14 protein-coding genes and 1 pseudogene are annotated in these 18,767 nt (G+C 47.3%); 9 read left to right on the top strand and 6 right to left on the bottom strand.

Going from position 1 to position 18,767, the window contains the following annotated elements; translation table 11 throughout:
• Positions 1–106 precede the first annotated feature (106 nt).
• A complete protein-coding gene (locus tag ACR0QT_RS07645; protein WP_432630233.1) occupies positions 107–1,645 on the top strand; it encodes a glycoside hydrolase family 32 protein in 1,539 nt (512 codons plus the stop codon).
• A gap of 443 nt (positions 1,646–2,088) precedes the next feature.
• Here ACR0QT_RS07645 and ACR0QT_RS07640 read toward each other — a convergent pair.
• A pseudogene (locus ACR0QT_RS07640) lies at positions 2,089–2,722 on the bottom strand (trimeric intracellular cation channel family protein).
• Between the two features lie 455 nt (positions 2,723–3,177).
• Between ACR0QT_RS07640 and ACR0QT_RS07635 the strand changes: the two are divergent.
• From ACR0QT_RS07635 to ACR0QT_RS07610, 6 genes are all read left to right on the top strand, one after another.
• On the top strand, positions 3,178–4,104 hold the full coding sequence (locus ACR0QT_RS07635) for an ABC transporter permease (protein WP_432630232.1): 927 nt from the start codon (positions 3,178–3,180) through the stop codon (positions 4,102–4,104).
• A gap of 147 nt (positions 4,105–4,251) precedes the next feature.
• The gene (locus ACR0QT_RS07630; protein ID WP_432630231.1) at positions 4,252–5,214 is read left to right on the top strand and encodes an ABC transporter permease; all 963 of its coding nucleotides are present in this window, start codon (positions 4,252–4,254) and stop codon (positions 5,212–5,214) included.
• Between the two features lie 169 nt (positions 5,215–5,383).
• Positions 5,384–6,394 carry an ABC transporter ATP-binding protein gene (locus ACR0QT_RS07625; RefSeq protein WP_432630230.1) on the top strand — a complete coding sequence of 337 codons (1,011 nt, stop codon included), beginning with the start codon at positions 5,384–5,386 and terminating at the stop codon, positions 6,392–6,394.
• 5 nt (positions 6,395–6,399) lie between these two features.
• Entirely contained in the window at positions 6,400–7,404 is a 1,005-nt protein-coding gene (locus ACR0QT_RS07620) for an ABC transporter ATP-binding protein (protein WP_432630278.1), read from the top strand.
• Between the two features lie 111 nt (positions 7,405–7,515).
• Complete coding sequence (locus tag ACR0QT_RS07615; RefSeq protein ID WP_432630229.1) at positions 7,516–9,192, top strand: peptide ABC transporter substrate-binding protein; 1,677 nt, start codon at positions 7,516–7,518, stop codon at positions 9,190–9,192.
• A 67-nt stretch (positions 9,193–9,259) separates the two neighbouring features.
• A complete protein-coding gene (locus ACR0QT_RS07610) occupies positions 9,260–10,198 on the top strand; it encodes a S66 peptidase family protein (protein ID WP_432630228.1) in 939 nt (312 codons plus the stop codon).
• A 347-nt stretch (positions 10,199–10,545) separates the two neighbouring features.
• Here the strand turns inward: ACR0QT_RS07610 and ACR0QT_RS07605 are convergent, their stop codons facing one another.
• Positions 10,546–11,859: an SLC13 family permease gene (locus ACR0QT_RS07605; protein ID WP_432630227.1), complete on the bottom strand. Its 1,314-nt coding sequence runs from the start codon at positions 11,857–11,859 to the stop codon at positions 10,546–10,548.
• A 15-nt stretch (positions 11,860–11,874) separates the two neighbouring features.
• Positions 11,875–13,029 (bottom strand): 2-methylaconitate cis-trans isomerase PrpF family protein, encoded by a 1,155-nt coding sequence (locus tag ACR0QT_RS07600; RefSeq protein ID WP_432630226.1) that lies wholly within the window; start codon positions 13,027–13,029, stop codon positions 11,875–11,877.
• A 377-nt stretch (positions 13,030–13,406) separates the two neighbouring features.
• On the opposite strand from ACR0QT_RS07600, the gene ACR0QT_RS07595 reads away from it, so the two are divergent.
• Positions 13,407–14,315, top strand: coding sequence for a LysR family transcriptional regulator (locus tag ACR0QT_RS07595; protein ID WP_432630225.1), 909 nt, complete (start codon positions 13,407–13,409; stop codon positions 14,313–14,315).
• Between the two features lie 31 nt (positions 14,316–14,346).
• Here ACR0QT_RS07595 and ACR0QT_RS07590 read toward each other — a convergent pair whose 3' ends face one another.
• The 3 genes from ACR0QT_RS07590 to ACR0QT_RS07580 form a co-directional block, all read right to left on the bottom strand.
• Positions 14,347–15,558 carry a M20 metallopeptidase family protein gene (locus ACR0QT_RS07590; RefSeq protein WP_432630224.1) on the bottom strand — a complete coding sequence of 404 codons (1,212 nt, stop codon included), beginning with the start codon at positions 15,556–15,558 and terminating at the stop codon, positions 14,347–14,349.
• 82 nt (positions 15,559–15,640) lie between these two features.
• On the bottom strand, positions 15,641–16,789 hold the full coding sequence (gene alr, locus ACR0QT_RS07585; RefSeq protein ID WP_432630223.1) for an alanine racemase: 1,149 nt from the start codon (positions 16,787–16,789) through the stop codon (positions 15,641–15,643).
• Between the two features lie 460 nt (positions 16,790–17,249).
• Positions 17,250–17,855: a 50S ribosomal protein L25 gene (locus tag ACR0QT_RS07580; RefSeq protein ID WP_432630222.1), complete on the bottom strand. Its 606-nt coding sequence runs from the start codon at positions 17,853–17,855 to the stop codon at positions 17,250–17,252.
• Between the two features lie 453 nt (positions 17,856–18,308).
• On the opposite strand from ACR0QT_RS07580, the gene tnpA reads away from it, so the two are divergent.
• Positions 18,309–18,722 (top strand): IS200/IS605 family transposase, encoded by a 414-nt coding sequence (gene tnpA, locus ACR0QT_RS07575; RefSeq protein WP_432630221.1) that lies wholly within the window; start codon positions 18,309–18,311, stop codon positions 18,720–18,722.
• Positions 18,723–18,767 lie beyond the last annotated feature (45 nt).

Raw genomic sequence — 18,767 nt, 5'->3', positions numbered from 1 at the left:
TAATATTTTATTATATATTTTACTAAAAATCTAGCATTTAAGAAAGCGAGGTGTAACGGGCATCCCTCCCCGACCTAAGAGGTCGGAGTATCCTGCCCGCATTTAGATGAAATTTGAAAAATACCACAAAGTGACCAGAGAAGACTACAAGAAGTGGTATCAGGAAGATGCCGATTTTCGCAAGTTCGTCAGCGAAGATCCCTGCCGACTCCATTTTCACCTGATGCCGGAGACCGGATGGCTCAATGATCCGAACGGACTTGTTCAGGCAGACGGCGTGTACCACATCTATTTCCAGTACACCCCGTTTGAGCCGACCGGCGAACTCAAGTTGTGGAATCACTGCACAACTCGCGATTTCGTCCACTACGAGGATCACGGTCCTGTACTCTTTCCGGATCACGACTTTGACGCACACGGTGTCTACTCCGGCTCTGCATTCCGCGAAAACGGAACGATCCACTATTTCTACACCGGAAACGTAAAATACTTCGACCGCCCCGACTACGACTACATCAACGCCGGACGCGGAAGCAACACCGTCCATTTCACAAGTCAGGATGGCACGAATTTCTCCGAGAAAGAACTTCTGATGACTACCGACGATTATCCGTCCGACATCAGCTGTCATGTCCGCGATCCGAAAATCCTCAAATACAAGGATGCCTACTACATGGCACTCGGAGCGCGCGACCATGAAAGCCACGGTCTTGTCCTGCTCTACCGCTCAGATGACCTCACCCACTGGTCTTATTTCAGCCGAATTCAGACCTCCTACCCATTTGGATACATGTGGGAATGTCCGGATCTCTTCTTTCTTGACGGCACGCTCTGCCTGATCTGTTGTCCTCAGGGAGTCGCACAGCAGGGTGTGAACTACGCAAATGTTCACCAGTGCACCTTCATGAAGATTGATGCCGATTTCGAGAATCGCGAATTCCGCGTCATAGAGGAAACCCCATTCCAGCAGGTTGACCGCGGATTTGATTTCTACGCTCCCCAGAGCTTCGAGGATGAGCAGGGCAGACGGATTCTGATCGGATGGATGGGAATCCCGGAAGCTGATTACACGAACCCGACGACCGAGCACGGCTGGCAACACGCGCTTACCCTCCCGCGTGAACTCCATGTGCGAAACGGCAGACTGATCCAGCAACCGATCAGCGAGCTTACAAACCTTCGCACCGATCATGCACACTTTGCCACAAAAGAAGATCTGAACCAGGCAAATTCCCTCCCCATTGAGAATGCCTGTGGGTTCCCGGTCTTCGAGACTGAACTTACCTTCTCCGATTGCAAAAAGATGGCACTTACACTCCGCGACGGAGTTACCCTCTCTTTCTCCGACGGAGTTCTGACACTCAATCTCAAAAAAGGAGGATTCGGGCGAACTTCCCGCAGTGTAGAACTTACTTCGCTGAATCAGCTTTGCATCTACTCCGACACGACCTCCCTTGAGATCTTTGTCAACGGCGGTGAAGAAGTCTTCGCAACCCGACTTTACAGTCAGATCAGCGATCCCGCAAATGATCATGATCTGTCCACCAATGGCAATGCCCGCCTCCTCACACTGACCGGAGATTGCAGTGCCACAGTTGATGTCTGGAAACTTCGTAGTTTTGAGGTTTCCAGAACACAGAACTAAAACTTTTTATAACTCAGAGTGAATATTTCTCTCCTCTATAAATGGGAAAGATCGCAAACTTTCTCACTAGGAGAGACAATCCCCTTTTAAGTTATGCAGTAAACGTTGGTTTAAAAATTTTTCATGGCTTCGAGCGCGAGAAAGTCACTGCAAACCCGTGTGAGACGTCGGTGCTTAGGTTGCGTACTTTGCAACCTTATGCACCGCTACGCCGAACCCGGAGCGAGAGCGAGTTTGCAGGACTTTACTCGTCGGGAGAAGCCCCCATATTTACTGTTTTACCATTTCATATAACTTCACATAATTTCACATAATCCAAATCCTTCCCTATACAAAGAAGGAGAAAAACGAATTCCCCTCGTTTTTCTCCTTCTTTTTTATATCTTTATATCTCTTATATTCTATATATCTATTTATATTTCACTTACTTGTGCTCCACACCCTTAAAGCGCTCTCGGCAGATTCCACTTATAATGACGTGCCAACACACGGATCACCGTCACCAGAATCGCGCTGACAACCATCGCACCGCCCTCTCCGATATAATTCATCAGAACCACATAGCAGACTGCCCCAGCAATCGACGCACACGCATAGACATGTTTTCTCAGCACGGCCGGTGTCTGACCTGCCATCATATCTCTGAGGATTCCTCCGCCGACTCCGGTGATAACTCCGAGAAAGATCATCAGAAACTTATAATCTCCAAATCCCGCTCCAACTGCCGTATCAATTCCAACAACCGTAAATGCACCAAGCCCGATCGCATCGAGGAGATTCAACACCGCCTCATACATCGGAGATTCCAGAATATCCGCCGAGTGGTAAAAATATTTGACTGCCACAAACAGCACCATCACCGACACAAAAGCCGCAATCACATAGATCGGATCGACAAACAGTGCCGGCGGATGAATCCCAATGATAATATCACGAATCATTCCTCCTCCCACAGCAGTCGTCTCACCGAGCACGATGATTCCCAGAAGATCGAGACGTTTCTCATATTGCCACCATCGCTCCCGAACAGGCAAACGCCACTGTTCCGATCATTTCCATAAGAAAAAATACATCCATTTCGTTTCCCCCTCACTCTCCCTGTCGTTACTGTTCACGCGTTGCACAAACAGCAACTTCCTGTCCCCCAAAAGAACAGAACAACCTATATAGTATAAGTGAACGTTCTCCTCCGTGTCAATGTTCTGACTTCCCGCTTTTCTTTTTTAAGTCAGCTAATCATTTTTCTATGCAATCTTTCTGAAATTTAGGCAACTCAGTGCACTTGACTTTCTAAATCACGGTAGTATAATGATTAATAATATATCCTGGCAATGGCGTGAGGCTTTCTCAGCTATTGCCTTTTTTTGTATCATCTGCGCAACCTGCCATTATCACAACTAGCATTGCCGGATCATACAGAAAATACTCGTAACTATTCAGTGCCTTCTAACCTATGTTTTCTTACGGTCAGCGTAGCAAGTTCGCAGACCTGCTGAACAGTTACAAATACTCAAAGAAATCGGGGGATTCTTATGGCAAAATACATTCTGAAACGTCTCACAGCAGGAATCGTATCTCTGTTCATTCTTGTAACCATCACCTTCTTTCTGATGCATGTCATTCCGGGTGGCCCGTTCAGCCCATCTGAACAGCGAAACGTCCCTGAGAAAATTCTCGTGCAGATCTCAGACAAGTACGGACTCAATGACCCGCTGATCGTCCAGTACGGACGTTACATCGGCAACCTGCTCCACGGAGATATGGGTATTTCATTTAAAAAACAGGATACCACCGTCAATGAGCTGATCGCCACCGGATTTCCGGTATCTGCCCGCGTCGGTGCCCTCGGAGTCTGCACCGCTCTGATTGTCGGAATTCCGCTCGGAATCATTGCAGCTGTCCGGCGAGGCAAACTTGCAGATGGATTTTCGATGGTCTTTGCAACGATCGGTGTCTCCGTTCCGAGTTTCGTCATCTGTGTTCTGATGATGTATCTGTTCTGTGAGAAATGGAAGATTTTCCCATCCTATGGACTGAAATCCTGGAAGGGCTACATCCTCCCCGTTTTCTGTATGGCATTCTCACAGATTGCCTACATCACCCGCCTGATGCGCTCAAGCATGCTCGAGACTCTGCGTCAGGATTACATCCGCACCGAGCGCTCCAAAGGCGTTCCTGAGTTTCAGGTAATCGGAAAATACGCACTGAAAAACTCGATTCTTCCCGTTGTAACTTATGTTGGACCGATGGTAGCAAGCCTTTTAACCGGAACCTTCATCATTGAAAAACTGTTCAGTATTCCCGGTCTCGGACGCTATTTCGTGTCCGCAATCACAGACCGCGACTACTCCGTTGTGCTTGGACTGACCGTTTTCCTTGGTTCCATGATTATCCTCTGCAACCTTGTGGTAGATATCATGTACGCAGTCATTGACCCGAGAGTAAAAATCACTGAGTAAAACCGAGTCATACTAAGTAAGACTGAATCATATTGAGTAAGACTAGCTCATACTGAGTGACACGGAATCACTGAGAAAAAAAGAACAAACACGACTGCGAAAAGCGGAACAATCCGCGAAAATCGAGAAAAAGGAGGATCTTCCAAGATGCCGACGATTGAACCAAATGAACCAACCCACTCTCTTTCCATGACTGATGAGATTCCGGAGACTCTACTTGCCCCGCTTTCTGATTCGGAACGTGAGAAAGAGACGATCAGCCGTCCAAGTGTTTCCTACTGGAAAATGTGCTGGATGCGCTTAAAAAAGGACAAGCTCGCAATGCTCGGACTCACGGTTCTCGTGATCATGACGCTGTTAGCGATCTTTGTCCCGATGTTTTCCCCATATACCTATGATCAGACCGATTTCGCCCATCCGCTTGAATGGCCGAGTGCCCTTCACCTGTTCGGAACCGACAAGATGGGACGAGACATCTTCGTCCGCACAATGTACGGAGCAAGAATCAGTTTGACAATCGGATTTACCGCTGCCGCAATCAACATGGTGATCGGCGTTCTCTACGGCGGAATCGCCGGTTACCTCGGCGGTATGGTTGACCTCGTGATGATGAGAATCGTGGATATCCTGACCGGAATCCCGAGTCTGATCTACATGATTCTTCTGATGATGTTCCTCGGAAACAACATCCAGAGCATTTTGATCGCGATGTGCCTGACCTACTGGATCACGACCGCGCGCATGGTGCGAGCCCAGATTCTCACACTCCGCGAGCAGGATTTCGCCCTCGCCGCAAAAGTCTGCGGACTGAGCAAATGGCAGATCCTGATCCATCATCTGATCCCGAACAGCATGGGATCGATCATCGTGACTGTCACCTTCCTGATCCCGTCCGCAATCTTCCAGGAGGCCTTCTTAAGCTTCCTTGGAATCGGCATTCAGGTTCCGATGGCAAGCTGGGGAACTCTCGCAAACGACGCGATCGAGTACCTGTTCTCTTACCCGTACATGATGCTGTTCCCGGCAAGCGCGATCAGTATCACGATTTTCTCTCTGAACTTCATCGGTGACGGACTGCGCGACGCGCTCGACCCGAGACTGAAGAAATAAAACGCACCAAAAGAAAAGACAAAAGAAAAAAGAAACGCCAAAGAAAAAAATACAAAAAAGAACACCAAGAAAAAACAGAAAAGAAAAAGAGAGAAAAAAGAAAAAACTCGAACTGGTACAAACAGAGAAATAGAAACAAACGATAGAATAGGCGATAGGCGGAAAAACTATGAGTGAAAAAACAGGTGAAACCTTACTAGAAGTCAAAAACTTAAAAACCAGCTTTCAGACTGACGCCGGCATCGTACAGTCAGTCCGTGGCATCAGCTTCCATGCAAATCGCGGAGAGAGCCTTGGAATCGTCGGAGAGTCCGGTTGCGGTAAAAGCGTATCGATGCTCTCGATCATGCGCCTTCTCGCAGATAATGCTCATCTCGAAGCAGACAAAATTCTGTTTAACGGCGAAGATCTCCTACATAAAACGGCAAAGGAAATGCGCTCGATTCAGGGCAACCGCATCGGCATGATTTTCCAGGACCCGATGACGAGCTTAAACCCACTTTTTACGGTTGAGGAACAGCTCTGCAACCCGCTGATGCGCCATTTGAAACTCTCCAAAAAAGAGGCAAAGGCACGCGCCCTCAAGATGCTTGAGGATGTCGGCATCCCAAGTCCGGAAAAGCGCCTTGCACAGTTTCCTCACGAACTCTCCGGCGGTATGCGCCAACGAGTGATGATTGCAATCGCGATGTGTTGTCAACCGGAGCTTCTGATCGCAGATGAGCCGACGACAGCCCTCGATGTGACGATTCAGGCACAGATTCTTGATTTAATGGCTCACATGAAGGAGGAGTACGGAACCTCCGTCATTCTGATCACCCACGACCTTGGCGTAATCGCAAGCATCTGCACCCGCGTCCTCGTCATGTACGGCGGACTTGTGATGGAGGAGGGCTCGATCGAAGATATTTTCTATCGAACCGGTCATCCCTACACAGCCGGTCTTCTCGCCTCGATTCCAAAAGAGACGAAAGAAAAACTGATTCCGATTTACGGCACCCCGCCGGATCTCTTAAATCCGCCGAAGGGCTGTCCGTTCACGGCTAGATGCCCTCACGCGATGGAGGTTTGCAGACAGTACCAGCCACCGCTCGCTCCTCTCGGCGAACACCACAACAGTGCATGCTGGTTGCACCATAAATCCGTAAAAGCAAAACTCGGGGAGGTGAAACTCGTATGACACCGATGTCTGAACAGGTGACAGCAAACACAAACTTGACAGAAAAGACCTGCATCGAAGCGCAGGATCTCAAGATTCATTTTAAACTCAAAAGCGGGATCTTCTCAAAGCCCCGCTACCTAAAAGCCGTCGATGGAGTTTCGTTCTCAATCGCACAGGGAAAGACGATGGGACTCGTCGGAGAGTCCGGTTGCGGTAAAAGCACCGTCGGACGCGCTCTTCTTCGCCTGTATGATCCGGCGGGAGGAAAGATTCTGTTTAACGGCGAGGACATCACTCATCTGAATGATGCGCAGATGCAACCTTACCGAAAAAAGATGCAGATGATCTTTCAGGACCCTTACACCTCCCTCGATCCGCGAAAAAATATCCGCGACATCATTGCCGAACCGATGTGGGCGTTAAAGCTCCACGAGGGCAAGGATCGCGAGGATCGCGTTCGGGAACTGATCGAGATGGTTGGATTAAAACCCGATCATCTGAATCGTTATCCGCATGAGTTTTCGGGCGGTCAGCGACAGCGAATCGGCATTGCCCGCGCACTCGCCGCAGAGCCGGAGTTCATCGTCTGCGACGAGCCGATCTCGGCACTCGACGTCTCGATTCAGGCTCAGGTCATTAACATTTTGGAGGAGCTTCAGGAGAAATTCCATTTCACCTATCTCTTCATCTCCCACGATCTCTCAATGGTTCGCCACATTTCCTCGGAAGTCGGCGTGATGTACCTCGGAAATCTCGTGGAATATGCACAGGTGGATGAGCTCTATGACAATATGATGCATCCGTACACGAAATCCCTGCTCTCCGCGGTTCCGGTCGCAGATCCGATTCGAGCTTCGCAGAGCAAGCGAATCATCCTTCAGGGCGATGTGCCCTCACCGATCGATCCGCCGTCCGGATGTCCGTTTAGAACCCGATGCGCTTATGCAAAAGACATCTGCGCAAAGGAAAAACCAGTTCTTCAAAATATAAATGACAAGCATAAAGTTGCCTGTCATCTATATAAATGATTATGAAACCGTAACGCAAAGTCAAAGAGTCAACGGAAACGTTACGGAAACTCATGAATCATTCATCACAAATCATGCCGGAAAATCCGGTAAATCAAGGAGGTTACGATTATGAAAAAAAGTCTGTGTGCACTTCTCTTCAGTGTGGCAATGGCAACCGCACTGACCGGCTGTGGCGGTAACTCAAACTCTGGTTCCGCTTCCTCCGCCGGTGGTACCGAAACATCCGCTTCCGCATCTGCCGGAACGGATTCCTCCGCGGACGGAAAAGTCCTCAAGTATGTCATGTCCAAAGAGCCGGAGACGCTCGATCCGAACATGAACAACTACTCCACTTCTTCCTCCGTCCTTCAGAACCTCTTCACCGGTCTGATGCAGGTCGGCGCAGATGGAAAACTGATCAATGGATGTGCAGAGAAGTATGAAGTCAGCGATGATGGTCTTACTTATACCTTCACACTCCGCGATGGTCTGAAATGGTCGGATGGTTCTGACCTGACCGCAGGCGATTTCGAGTACGCGTGGAAGCGTGCGCTGAATCCGGAGACCGCATCCCCGGGTGTTGCTTACCTCTACTATGTAAAGAACGGACAGGCTTACAACGAGGGAAATGCAACCGAAGATGAGGTTGGTGTCAAGGCAGTCGATGACAAGACCCTTGAGGTTACGCTTGAGAATCCGACCGCTTACTTCCCGGATCTGACCGCAGTAACCGTATACTTCCCGACGAAGAAGGATGTCGTTGAGAATTCTACCCCGTGGACAAAGTCCGCTGACACCTATGTCTGCAACGGTGCCTTCCGTCTGAAGGAAATCAATCCGCAGGAGAGCTACATCCTTGAGAAAAACCCGGAATACTATGACGCAAAGAACGTCAAGCTCGACGGTGTTGACATCATCTTCATCGAGTCCGCAGAGGCTGCTCTCTCCGCTTACAATGCCGGTGAGGTCGATGTCCTCGACAACGCAATTCTCGGAACTCAGGCTCGTACCCAGTACGACGGAAGCGATGAGCTTCAGTCCTATGACCTGATCGGAACCCGTTACTATGATTTCAACTGCTCCAAGGATTATCTGTCTGATGCCCGCGTGAGAAAGGCACTCTCCATGGCTCTGAACCGTGAAGTCATCACCCAGACAATCGAGGCTTCCAAGCCGGAACCGGCTTATGCATTTGTTCCTCACGGAATCACTTACGAGGGTTCTGACAAGGACTTCCGCGACACCGTCGGCAACCTGTTTGAGGAGAATGTTGACGAGGCAAAAGAGCTGATGGCTGAGGCAGGATACCCGAACGGCGAAGGTTTCCCGACCCTGACCCTGATCACCCAGAACGATCAGGAGCAGAAGGATATGGCTCAGGCAATGCAGGCAATGTGGAAGGACAATCTCGGTGTCAACGCAGAGATCACAACCTACGAGTCCAAGGTATACTGGGATGAGCAGAGAAACGGAAACTTTGATATCTGCTACGATGGCTGGGTAGGCGACTATCCGGACGCAAGCACGAACCTTGAGTGCTTTACCCTGACAAAGAACGATTATCAGTGCCGTTGGCTCAACGATGACGCTCAGAAGTACAACGACATGCTGATGGAGGCAAGAAGCCTTGCAGACAACACAAAGAGAATGGAGCTCTTCACCGACGCTGAGAAACTGCTGATCGATGAAATGCCGATCATCCCACTCAACTACCGCAATGCACAGCTCCTTGTAAAGCCGAACTGCCAGAACGTTCTGAAGACTTACATCGGACACACCCTGCTGAAATACGCAGACAAAGAGTAATAAAGAATAATTGTGACTGTGAAGGTACTGAACATGAACAGTTACGAATCATTTTGGAGGCATACCTATGATCGTTTTTCCATCTCCGTTAAAGCCGGGCGATACCATCGGTCTTATCGCTCCGTCTTTTCCAATCAAAGAGGAAGAATTAAAAGACTGTATCGCCCTTCTTGAGGCGATGGGATATCACGTTAAGGTTGGAGGAGAGCTTGCAAAGCTCTCCAACTTCCACAACTACCTCGCAGGAGAGGCAAAGAAGCGCGCCGACGACATCAACGCGATGTTCGCTGACCCGGAAGTAAATGCAATTTTCTGTGTGCGTGGCGGATACGGAAGTTCTCAAATCATGGAATTTCTTGATTTTGATGTGATCCGCGCAAATCCCAAGATTTTTGTCGGATACAGCGATATCACAAATATCCTGTCTGCGCTTCAGATGTATGGCAATCTCGTCGCCTTCCACGGACCGATGGTTTGCTCGAATATGAGAAAACATTTTGATCCATATACAAAGGAGAGCTTCTTTAAGGCGCTGAACCTCGGCGAGGAGCCGATCGCGTTCACGAATCCTCCGGAAGAAGACGGATTCCACACCATCTGTCCGGGAACTGCCTCTGGCATGCTCGCCGGTGGAAATGTCTCCCTTCTCGGAAGAGCCTGTGGAACCTTCTATCAGCTTGAGACTGCCGAAAAGATCCTCTTCCTTGAGGACGTCGAGGAGTCCATCCCGTCGCTCGACATGTATCTGACACAGATGCGGATGGCTGGTCTCTTCCAGAATGTAGCCGGAATTCTCCTCGGAGACTTTACCGACTGCACGAATAACCGCTACGATGAAAGTTATAAGATTGATGAATTTCTTCAGGATTGGTTCGGAAGATTCTCCGTTCCGGTGATGAGCCACATCCGCTCCGGTCACAGCAAACCGATGGGAACGCTCCCAATGGGAACACTCTGCCGGATGGATGCAGATCAGAAAACGATTACGTTTGAGAAGTTTCGATAGGGACAAACCCGAATAATATATCTGAACGAAATAAATTGAACGAAAATTTCAGAACAAAATCAAAAACAACTTAAAGTCAGTCACAGCTCCTTCGACAGAACAGAGCATGCAAACACGCTCTCGCTCCGGGTTCGGTCAGCGGAAGCGTCACTGGCGCTTCCTAGACATGCAGAGCAACGTAGCGGTGCATAAGACTGCAAACTACGCAGTCTAAGCACCAACGTCTCACACGGGTTTGCATTGCTCTTTCTGTCTCCGGAGCTTTTTTCTTTTCTGGCTTTATATGGTTTTCAAGTCAATGCTTGCGAAGTAAATAACTCAGAAAAAAGACATCCACTCTGAGTTATTTACAAGAATAAACCACCGAGACTGAATACTCCAACCATTGCCATCAAAACATTAATCAGCACGTTTCCGACAGACAGCAGGAACAGCGTATAGAACATCTTGTTCATCTCCTCGGTTGTCGTCTCTCTCGCTGCGGAATAGGAGGACATGATGATCGCTCCACCTGTGGAGAGTGGGCTGATTGCTGCTGCAAAAGAAGTTGCAGTGATTGCAGAAATCAACTCCACATAATTGACTCCGGCAAATCTCTGGCAGATCTCTGCGGAGATTGGATACAGAGTCGGCATCACGACTGCGGTTGTCGAGCTCACCCAGGAAAGAATTCCTGACGTCATTGCCATGATCGGAGCTGCGGTGCGCGCCGTCATGAAGGAAGCCAGCGTATCAGAAATCAGATCAATTCCACCCATCACACTGATCATATTTACGAGGACACCAACTCCACAGATCATAATCAGAGTTCCCCACGGAATACTCTTGATCGCCTTCTTCTCATCTGCACAACCAAGCAAAATCAAAACACCTGCCATGACGAAAGCAAAAAGACCGGTATCCAGCTTAAATCCGATACAGCAGATAACCATAATTACAATGGAAGCCATTGTGATCTGCTGTTTCCGGTTGAACTTCGGAATCTCTGAGAGTTTCATCGGGTTATCCGCTTTTACTTTATAACCCTTATACAGAATATAGACAACCAGAGTAAATACAAATCCTGACAGAAGCGTGCTCAGAAAAAGATGAAGCGAAAAGCCATCATATCCGAGTGGTGTGGAAAGCTCTTTTGCGAGAATTCCTGTCAGAGACAGCGGAGAGGCACAGCCCGCATTCGCTCCAAGTTTTGCATACAGCGCAGTCGCCATCGGATTGATGTCCAGCTCAAGTGCCAGATAAACCGCAAATGTTGTCATCAGAATTCCTGCTGCGATATGACCCGGACCGATTGCGGAGATAAATGCGGAAAGGAAGAACATCAGCACCGGAATCAAATAGGTTCTCTTTCCGACAAGTGCCACAATCTTCTTGGAAAACAGATCAAGCGTACCATTCTGGGAAGCCATTCCAAACAGGAACGTGACTCCAACCAGCGTTACAAACATTGAACTTGAAAAACCTTTTGTCACATCGCTCGCCTTTAACGCGCGCATTGCCTCCCCGGCAGGAACCTGAAAATCTACCGCCATTCCGAAAAGCATCAACAGAAATGCTGCGCCGATCGAAAAAAATCCAATATTAATTTTTTTGATAAATCCAACTGCAATGACCGCTACCAGTACAAGCAATGAAATCTGTGGCAGAAACTCTCTGATCATTCTCCTCTTCCCCCTTTATCTTCTGACTGTCGCTACACCTTCCATGAGAAGGTTTGCCGTGCGAAAACCGAATGTATCCTCAATCACAGGCTCATTATCTTTTTTCTGGTAATCTACCCCACATTCCAGAATTCCTCCCGGATGACCAATGCGAATAAACTGTGTATCCACATCCGAATTTAACACCTGCTGTACTACACTTCCCGGAATCACGGAAGCACCCGCCGTACACATCGCACCTGTCATCGCATAACTCGGATGCGTCTTCTGCATCGACATCATTCTTGAGAGAAGATCAATCTGATCTTTCTCAATTCTTGTTCCATCTGAAGTCACATACGCTTCCGGTTCTGCGACAAAAGTCATTTTCGGAATTCCCGGTGTCTCCCACGCTGATTTCGTGTAATCTTCAATCAATCCAAGTTTAACTGCCGAGAGTCCCCGGATCGTCTCAAGAAGATTCAATTTTTCTTCATCGGCATTTAACTCATCTGGAAGTTCTTTTCCGGAAAGCCCCAAATCTTTTGCTTTCACAAATACAAGCGGATTTGCCACATCTACAATGGAAACCTCAACCTTACCGTATCCCGGAACTTCCAAAATGTCAACTGCATGTCCCGTCGGCAAAAGTCCTTTTCCAAGAGTTCCTGCCGGATCAATAAATTTCAGACGGATCGGAGAAGCACTTCCCGGCACCCCGGCAATCTGAAAATCACCATCATAGACAACCGCTCCCTCTTTCGTCTGCACATCCTCTGAAATAATTTTATCTGTGTTCGTATTGTAAATCCGGACACTTGTCGTCTCCTTGTCCCCCTTCACCAGACCTTTTTCAATCGCAAACGGTCCTACACCGGAGGAAATATTTCCACAGTTTCCCTTGTAACTGACGATCGGCTTGTCCACAGACACCTGAGCGAATGTATAATCCACATCTGCATCATCCCGTTTTGATGCTCCGACAATCGCAACTTTGCTCGTCACAGACTGGGAACCGCCAAGTCCATCAATCTGTTTCTTGTCCGGGCTTCCCATCATTCTCAGAAGAAGCTCATCCCATTCTCCGCGATTTTCTGGCATGTCCTTTTCTAAAATATAAACTCCCTTGCTTGTTCCGCCCCTCATGATTGTGACTGGAATTCTCGTCACATTCGACTGTTCTTCCCGCATGAAATCCTCGCTCCTTTTTCTATCTCTACCTTTATGATTGTGATCTCTATCCACCGGCGTTGATTTCATTATAGGGAATGTTTTTATATTTGTACAATTCATTATTTAAATTAAAACTATGGTTTAAAAGAATAGTTTTTCGTATTTTCCCCCTGCTCTTGATGTTTTTCACGGATTTTCAGTCAAAAAATAGTTATTAAAATACATATATTTTATTATTTTCATAGTTTAAATGCATAGTATCAAAATAATACGTCAGAGAATTTCTCAAAAAAAATAGAATCTCGCTCTCAAATATGCTACATTTGTATTGTTCAGATCGTTTTATTACTTATATGCGTTCTTCAAGAGTACCTTTATACATGATGGGGGTTTTTATGGATTTTAAAGATTTGTCATATGTTCTTGCGATTGCAAAATATCAGAATATCACAAAGGCAGCCAATGCGCTGTATATCACTCAGCCGACACTGACAAAGTTTCTCCAAAATTTAGAGTCGGATCTCGGGCAGAAACTTTTCCGAAAGCTTGGTCATCGCTTTGTTCTCACCTATGCCGGAGAGCGATATGTCGCAAAAGCAACCGAAATTTTAAATTTAAAAAAAGAGCTGGATCAGGAGATGGGTGACATCATCAAAGACAACCACGGTTCTCTCAAGATTGCCTTTCCCACTATGCGCGGAACTTACATGCTTCCCTGTACGCTCCCGATCTTCAATTCTCTTTACCCAAATGTCCAGCTCAATATTTTAGAATCACACTCCAATCAGCTTGAGAGCATGATTCTGAATGGTGAGACTGATCTCGCCTTTTTTAACCTGCCAATCAAAAGCCCTGACATTGACTATGAAATCATCAGCCATGAGGAAGTTCTTCTGATTATGCCCGACCATCATCCCCTCGCAGAAAAAGGAATTCCGCGAGAGGGATGTAAATTTCCGTGGATGGATATGAATCTGATTCGGGATGAAAAATTCATTCTGCAAATTCCGGGACAGAGAACACGACAGACCGTCGATCATCTCTTTAAGGAGAGTGGATTTGCGCCAAATATCAAGCTCCAAACTGCCAACATCCCGGCGATGATTCATCTCGTCGCAAAGGGATACGGATGCGGATTCGTCACAGAAACTCATTTAAAACACATTCAGCCACCGCCATCCGTTGTGCGTTTCTCTGTCGGGAAACCATGCACAACGGTCGACTTTGTCGCTGCCTATCGGCGTGGCAGTTATCTTCCCTACCACGCAAAAGAATATATCAGCATCGTAAAAAATTTCACCTGATGCTCTGGCTCTGGGACTTTTTTATTTCATCTCACTTTTCTCTTGTCAAAAGTTTCAGCACAAGCTCCGTCTGCATCCGCACTCCGATCGGAAGACAGCGCTCATCGAGATCAAAGTGATCGCTGTGCAGAGGAGCAGTGATTCCCCGCTCTTTGTTTGCGCATCCAAGATGGTAAAAGGAGCCCGGCGCTTTCTCCAAGAAGAACGAGAAATCCTCGACTCCGAGACTCGGAAATTCTTTCTCGTGAATGTGTTCTTTTCCGAGAATCTCTGACGCAGTCTCTGCGACGAGATCGACGATCTCATTCGTGTTGATCAAAGCCGCATATCCCGGAACGACTTTGAGTTCTCCGCTCCCACCGTATCCCTCACAGATGCACTCGACCTGACGGCGGATCGTGTCGATGCAGAACTGTCTCGTCTGTGGATCAGTTGTGCGGAGTGTTCCGGTCAGCTCAACCTCCCCCGCAACGATATTTCCGGCTGTTCCACCCTGAATCTTTCCGAGTGTGAGAACCGCATTGTTGAGCGGAGAGACATTCCGGCTCACAAGACTCTGGAGCGCATTGATCACAGTCGCCGACATCACAATCGCATCGACTCCGGTCTCCGGGTAAGCGCCGTGACAGCTCTTTCCATGAATGTAAATGTGAATCTCATCTGAGGATGCATTCAGCTTTCCATGGCGGATCTCGATCTCCCCGACCTCATACGTCGGCATCACATGAAGACCGAGCACATAGTCGACTTTCGGATTTTCCATGCATCCTGCCTTGACCATGCGGTCTGCACCTCCGATTGTCTCCTCCGCGGGCTGAAAGAAGACTTTCACGCAACCGCTCCACTCGTCCTCATGCTCCTTGAGAAGTTTTACCGTTCCGAGCGCAATCGTCATGTGTGCATCATGACCACACGCGTGCATGACTCCCGGATTTTTCGAGCAATACGATCTCGCCGGATCTTCGTTTAACGGGAGCGCATCAATGTCGGCGCGCAGTCCGATCGTATTTCCCTTCTTCTCATTATCGGCTACCGCCTTCTTTCCCTCGAGCTTTGCGACGATTCCCGTATCTGCCACCGGAAACTCATAGGAGATTCCCCACTGGTCGAGGTATTCCCGAATCTTTTCCCCAGTCCAGTGCTCATTCGTCCCCAGTTCCGGATGCTGATGAAACGTCCGGCGAATCTGCGTCAGCTCCTCCTGTCTCTCTTCCATATGTTCCAACTGCTCTCTGATTGTCATCTTTCTCCCTCAACTTTCCGCTGTCATCCAGTCGTCTTTTCTGGCATTCCCACTCAACATTTCTTATCTTAGATTTTATTTCTCAATTTTCTGTTTTCTGGTCTCCGTGTGTGTAGATTCGCGGAGAACGTCTTGTCAACCGGGATACAATCTCATTCTTGTTTGTCCCCGCGAGCGTGCTGACTGCCTGCACATCCAGCGTGTTTTCGCTTCCATCGCCGTAAATGATGACCTCATCCCCGATCTGAGCCTCCGGAACATCCTTCAGATCAACCATGCACTGATCCATGCAAATCACGCCGACAATCGGAACCTGTTTTCCGTGAATCGTCACGATTCCTTTTCCGCGAAGATTTCTCGGATATCCGTCCGCATATCCAAACGGCAGAGTGCCGATCCTTGTGTCCTCCGGTGTTGTCCACAGGAAATCATAGCTGACTCCCTCTCCCTTTTTCAGCTCCGAAATATGGCTGATTCTCGTCTTAAATGTCAGAGCCTGACGAATATCCAATTGCCCCTTGTGGAAGCCCTTCAGACCGTAAATAATCGCTCCTGCGCGGATCATATCCATGCGGTACTCGGGGTAATCGACCGAGGCAATGCTGTCCGCGATATGGCGATACTTGAACTGACAGTTTTCTTTTTCAAGCGCAGTAAGAACTTTTGTAAAGCGCGCAAACTGCTCCTTGTTCGACTCGTCATCTTTCAATACCAGATGTGTGTAAATTCCCTCCGCCTCGATCCAAGGCAGACGGCAGACACTCACGATCTCTTTTATGCCGTTTTCTGTGTCTGGAAATCCCAGTCGGTGAAATCCCGTATCGAGCTTGATATGAATGACCGCCTTCTTTCCTCGCTCCTGTGCCAGCTCATTCAAAATCTCTGCCTGATGAAGCGTGTCGATCGTCTGGATGATCCCATAATCTGCAACGACAGAGAGCAGACGATCCGGCGTCAGTCCCATAATCAGCACCGGATAATCCGGGTATGCCTCCTTGAGCTCAATCGCCTCCGAGAGCGTTGCAACCGCCAGCAAGGTTGCTCCGTTTTCCATCAGCGTTTTTGCAATCCCGACTGCGCCGTGACCGTACCCGTCCGCCTTTACAACACCTGCAACTGCGGTATCCTCTCCAACCATCGCCTTGATTGCTCTCATATTTCCGGCAATCCGATCGAGGTCCACCTCGATCACCGTATCTCTCAAAATCATCTCTTCGTCTCTCTTCATCATCCTATGCTCTCCCCTCCTGAGAAGACTGGCAATCCCCCACCTGTCACTGAGGAGTCATCTTCCCTGAGTTATTTGATGTATTTCGCATCTCACAGTTCTGGTATCATTATAAAACTTTACACTAAAATTTCAATTTGCTTTTGTTCTCTCATATCTACAAAAAAATCCGACGGGAAATTCGGAAAATTCGACAAATTCATTCATCAATCATTCGATGGATCAACTCCGAAGGAGGAAGATCGAAATATGCTGTTCAATCGTCTCTTGATGGTAGCAGTTCTGATCAGCGTTATTTGGGGAGCTGTTTATAACTTTGCACTTGCAATGATTTTATAAGCACCAACATGTTCTTATCTTGTTGATATATCTTGATATACATACATATACAACACATAAAAAAAGAAGCAGGACATAGCTTGCGCTATCTCCTGCTTCCGTTTTTATTTCTATCTTGATTATTTTATTTTGATGCCTTGGCATCCTTCTCGTCGCCGTCTGCTTCCTCATCATCCGGAACATCTGCGTTCTTAGGAGCGACAACCGATACAACGACAGCCTCCGGATCGGTCTTCAGATGAATGTTCTTGTTGCTTGCGATCGGCAGATCTGCAACCTTCAGAACATCGCCCGGCTTCATATCGCCGACATCGATCTCAACCGTCTCAATCATCTCTGACGGAACTGCCTTATAGGAAATTTCCTCCAGAATCAGCTCTACAACTCCACCGACAACCTTTGCCTCATTCTTCAGAACAACCTCTGCAACAGAATGAACAGCTTCACCGCTTACAAGTGCCTGGAAATCAATCTCTTCAAGCTGACCCTTTACCGGATTATAATCAATCTCTTTTACCAGAACGTCCATCTGCTCGCCATCGACATCCAGCATGATCTGACTGCCTTTCTTCTTGGTCTTGAACAGGCGCTCTGCATCTTTCTTCTCAATCTTAACCGGGATAGAACCCTTGATTGCATGGCCAAATACGTTTCCGGTCACATAACCTTCTCTTCTCAGTCTCTTTGCCTTTGTTGACATGTCTCTTTTCTCAGCCTTTAAAGTATCCATATTATCTATTCCTCCAAAATACTGATAGTCCGCAGACCTGCCATTTCATTTCTGCAATGGTATGTGTCTCTGTTTCCTGTCTCTTTCTTGTTACGTCTGTATTATAACACGCAATTATAAAAAAGATTTACCAAAAGGCAATTTTTTTGAGTAGGATTTTCCGCCATTTTTTCTGTCCTTATTTTCTCTTTGTCAAATTTCCTGTTTCCATTCTGGACACTTTTTATTTTCTATCATTTATTTCTCCACTACAAATTTCTTTACTTTTCTCTCCCGAAACATTAAAATGAAATCCGTAACTGTACATTAATTTTAGGACATCTAAGCGGGAATCCTCGGCCATTCAATGACCGAGATGAAAGCGCCATTCTGCTATAATAATTCATACTGTATGCATAGAACTATTACTAAATAAAAATTGAAATTTAATGCATATAATGCTATACTGTGTGTATGAATAAAAATAATCTAAAACATGCACGAACTTGCGTGTATAATATCAATTATCATATTGTGTGGTCTGTTAAATACAGAAGAAAAATTATAACTCCTGAGATCGAGTCTTATATGAGAGACTTGATTCAACACATTGCTTCTGATAAAGGGTTTGAAGTTGCTGAGTTTGAGTCAGGAGAAGGAGATCATGTTCACCTTTTTGTTTCGGCGCCACCTAAATTATCGCCGTCCTTAATTGTTCAATATTTGAAAGGAATTACTGGTCGCAAATTATATGAACAGTACCCGGATTTGCGAAGTAAATTATGGAAGGGGGAATTATGGAATCACTCTTATTATATCGAGACGATAGGGGATGTATCCGCAGAGACCATTCGCAAATATATTGAACACCAGTCAAAACAATATTAAGAAGGGAGAATTACCATGCCTAAGGCAAGACGCAGAAAAGACAGT

It is taken from the genome of Brotaphodocola sp., from assembly GCF_050873365.1.
GTDB lineage: Bacteria > Bacillota > Clostridia > Lachnospirales > Lachnospiraceae > Brotaphodocola.
The sequence above is the reverse complement of the archived record's forward strand: the minus strand, read 5'-3'. Positions and strand labels throughout refer to the sequence as shown.